3 protein-coding genes are annotated in these 3652 nt (G+C 74.8%); all 3 read right to left on the bottom strand.

Annotated elements, in window-relative coordinates:
• The coding region (locus HW578_RS24350) for a heavy metal translocating P-type ATPase (protein WP_369407969.1) at positions 1–1983 on the bottom strand (1983 nt) is incomplete at its 3' end.
• Between the two features lie 16 nt (positions 1984–1999).
• Positions 2000–2200, bottom strand: a complete 201-nt coding sequence (locus tag HW578_RS24345) for a heavy-metal-associated domain-containing protein (protein ID WP_198373292.1) — start codon at positions 2198–2200, stop codon at positions 2000–2002.
• A 74-nt stretch (positions 2201–2274) separates the two neighbouring features.
• A partial coding sequence (gene pdxR, locus HW578_RS24340; protein WP_198373291.1) for a MocR-like pyridoxine biosynthesis transcription factor PdxR occupies positions 2275–3652 on the bottom strand: 1378 nt, incomplete at its 5' end.

Raw genomic sequence — 3652 nt, 5'->3', positions numbered from 1 at the left:
CGGCGTGCCCGGCTTGACCGGGTCGGCGACCGCCAGCGCCGCGACGAGCCGCCCATCCACCGCGGCGTAGAGCGGCGTGCGCCCCTGGTCCGCAAGCGCGGCCGCCGTGGCGGCGAAAGGCGCGACGTCGAGGCCGAGCCGCGCCATGTAGCGGTCGGCGCCGACCGTCACGCGCTGCCCATCCACCATCGCCGTGGCGCCGAAGCCGGGCACGGCCTCGAAGGCGGCCGCCTCAGGCAGAGCCAGGCCGCGCGTCCGCGCCGCGGCGACGATGGCCTGCGCGACGGGGTGCTCGGATTGTGCCTCGACCGCGGCGGCCAGCGCCAGGATCGCGGCCTCGTCCTCGCCCGGCATCACGGCGAGGTCGGTGAGGGTCGGCCGGCCCTCGGTCAGCGTGCCGGTCTTGTCGAGGGCGACGACCTCGACGTCCCGCAGCGCCTGCAGCGCCTCACCCTTGCGGAACAGCACGCCGAGCTCCGCCGCCCGGCCGGTGCCGACCATGATGGAGGTTGGCGTCGCCAGGCCCATGGCGCAGGGGCAGGCAATGATGAGCACCGCGACCGCATTCACCAGCGCGAAGGCGAGCGCCGGCTCCGGCCCGAGGACGAGCCAGACGCCGAAGGTCAGTGCCGCGACCGCGAGCACGGCTGGCACGAACCACATTGTCACGCGGTCCACCAGCGCCTGGATCGGCAGCTTCGATCCCTGCGCTTGCTCGACCATGCGCACGATCTGCGAGAGAACGGTCTCCCCGCCCACGGCCGTGGCGCGGAAGCGGAAAGCCCCGGCGCCGTTCACTGTGCCGCCGGTCACCCGCGCGCCGGGGGTCTTCTCCACCGGCACGGGTTCGCCGGTGATCATCGCCTCGTCCACGAAGGACGCGCCCTCGGTCACCTCGCCATCGGCGGGGATGCGCTCGCCCGGCCGCACCAGCACGATGTCGCCCTCGAACAGCTGCGCCGCAAGGATCTCCTGCTCCTGCCCGCCGCGCAGCACGCGCGCGGTGGGCGGCTGCAGGCCCATCAGCCGCCGGATCGCCTCGGAGGTGCGGCCCTTGCTCCGCGCCTCCAGCCAACGGCCGAGCAGGATCAGCGTCACGATCACCGCCGCCGCCTCGAAGAAGACGTGCCGCGCGCCGGCCGGCAGCAGGGCGGGCGCGAAGGTCGCGACGGTCGAGTATGCGAAGGCCGCGCTGGTGCCGAGCGCGACCAACGAGTTCATGTCCGGCGCGCCACGCAGCAGCGCACGCCAGCCCTTGGTCTGGAAACGCAGGCCGGGGACGAACATGACCAGCGCGGCGAGCGCGAACTGGATCTTCCAGCTCAGCGCGAAGCCGATGCTGTCACGGATGGCGTGGTGCAGGGCCATGGAGAGGTGCGCGCCCATCTCCAGCACCATCAGCGGCAGGGTCAGCACGGCGGCGAGGCCGAGGCTGCGCGCCAGGCTGCGGATCTCCGCCGCGCGGGCGGCACGCTCGCGGTCGCCGCGGTCGGCCGTGGCCTCGTCGCCGATGCGCTCGGCGCCGTATCCGGCGTCGCGCACCGCCGTAACCAGCGTCGCGGTCGAGATGGTCGGCAGATGGGTGACGCGCGCGCGGTTGGTCGCGAGGTTCACTACGGCCTCCGTCACGCCGGGCACGGCCTTCAGCGCGCGCTCGACGCGGCCGACGCAGGAGGCGCAGGTCATGCCCTCGATCGCGAGGTCCGTCGCGTCGGTACCGATGCCGTAACCAGCCCGGTGCACCGCGGCGATCACGGCGGGCAGGTCCGGCGCATCGTCGAAGCGGATCTCAGCCCGCTCGGTGGCGAGGTTCACGGCGGCGGCGGCCACGCCGGGCACGGCGGCGATGGCCTTCTCGACGCGGCGCACGCAGGACGCGCAGGTCATGCCCTCGATCGGGACCGAGAGCGCGGCGTCCGGCGCCGCGGAAATGGAGGCCGCGAGCGCGGGCATCCACTCCCTGGTGTTGATGTCGGGGGCCATCGCGCGTGCTCCTGTCTCAGGCCCGTGTCGTGTTGGCGTAGCCGGCGGCGGCAATGGCGGCCGATAGGCTCGCCGCGCTCGCGGTGCTGGTCACGCCGATGCTGTGCGTCGCGAGGTCCGCCTGGACCTGCGCCGCTGCGTCGACCGACTGAACAGCCTGCGTGATCGTCATCACGCAATGGCCGCAGGTCATGTCGGGAATGTCGAAGTGCTGCATCTCTGTCTCCTGTCGCAGCGTTGCGGGAGACAGGCTTGTCCTCGCTCCCACGTTGGGAGGGTCAAGCGCCGTGTTCAGCCCGGCCGGCGCGCCATCGCCACGGCCCGGCGCAGCAGGGCGACGCCCTCCGCCATGCGGTCCTCCGCCGTGCCGGCGAAGCCGAGCACCAGGCCGCGCACCGGCGCGCCGAGGAAGGAGCCCGAGAGCGGCGGCGTCTGCAGCCCGATCCGCCGCGCGGCATCATAGGCGGCAAGGTCGTCGATCCCCTGGTCGTGGAAGCGGGCGGCGAGGTGCAGGCCGGCCTGCGGCCCCGCCGCGTCCCAGGCCACGAGGTCCGCCGCGCCGTCCTGCAGCGCCGCGAGCAGCGCGGCGCGCCGCGCGGCGTAGAGGACGCGCATGCGCCGCAGGTGCTGCGCGAGATGCCCTTCGGCGATGAAGGCGGCAAGGATCGCCTGGTCGGGGCCGGCGGATTGCCGGTCCGTCAGCGCCCGCGCGGTCGTGAACGCCGGCATCAGTGCGCGCGGCACGACGAGGTAGCCGAGCCGCAGCCCGGGCGCGAGGATCTTGGCGAAGGTGCCGATGTAGATAACGCGCGCCGCGCCCGGCCGTGCCAGCGCGCGCAGCGGCTGGAGCGGGCGTCCGGCGTAGCGGAAGTCGCCGTCGTAGTCGTCCTCGAGGATCCAGGCGCCGGTGCGCTCCGCCCAGTCGAGCAGCGCGAGGCGGCGCCGCAGGCTCATCGTGACGCCGAGCGGATACTGGTGCGACGGTGTGACCAGCGCGACGCGCGCCTGTGGCGCCAGCGCCTTGCCGGCGGCCACGTCCAGGCCCTCGGTATCCACCGGCACGGGGACGAGCCGCGCGCCATGCGCCGCCAGCGCGCTCCGCCCGCTGACATAGGCCGGGTCCTCCACCCAGGCGGCGTCGCCGGGGTCGAGCAGCAGCCGCGCCGCGAGCGCGATGCCCTGCTGCGAGCCGGCGACGATCATCACCTCCTGCGTCGTGCAGGCGATGCCGCGCGCGGCGCCGAGATGCGCCGCCACCGCCTCGCGCAGCGGCAGGTGGCCCGCGGGGTCCATGTAACCGAGGACGTCGGCGGTCGGCCGGTCGCGCCAGAAGCGCGCGGCGATCCGGCCCCAGGCCTCGGCGGGGAAGGCGTCGAAGGCGGGCAGGCCGGGTGAGAGCAGCCCGGGTCCGCGCCGCGCCGGCGTGATCGGCAGGGCCGCAAGGTCGCGTCCGCGGGCGGACAGGCTTCCCGCCGGGGCGTCGGGCGCCGGGCCGACCGCCGGCCGCCCGACCTGCAGCAGCGCCTCAGGCAGCACCTCCGGGACGAAGACGCCGGCGCCGGCGCGGCCCTCGGCATAGCCCTCGGCGACGAGGCGTTCGTAGGCGAGCACGACGGTCTGGCGGGAGACGGCGGCCTCGAGCGGCAGGGGGCGCGCCGGGGGCAGCCCG

Source organism: Roseomonas rosulenta (genome assembly GCF_016106005.1).
In the GTDB taxonomy this organism is placed as follows: Bacteria; Pseudomonadota; Alphaproteobacteria; order Acetobacterales; family Acetobacteraceae; genus Neoroseomonas; species Neoroseomonas rosulenta.
The sequence above is the reverse complement of the archived record's forward strand: the minus strand, read 5'-3'. Positions and strand labels throughout refer to the sequence as shown.

Excerpts from the sequence above, each read along its gene's own strand:
- HW578_RS24345 (WP_198373292.1), bottom strand. The coding sequence starts at position 2,200 with ATGCAGCACTTCGACATTCCCGACATGACCTGCGGCCATTGCGTGATG.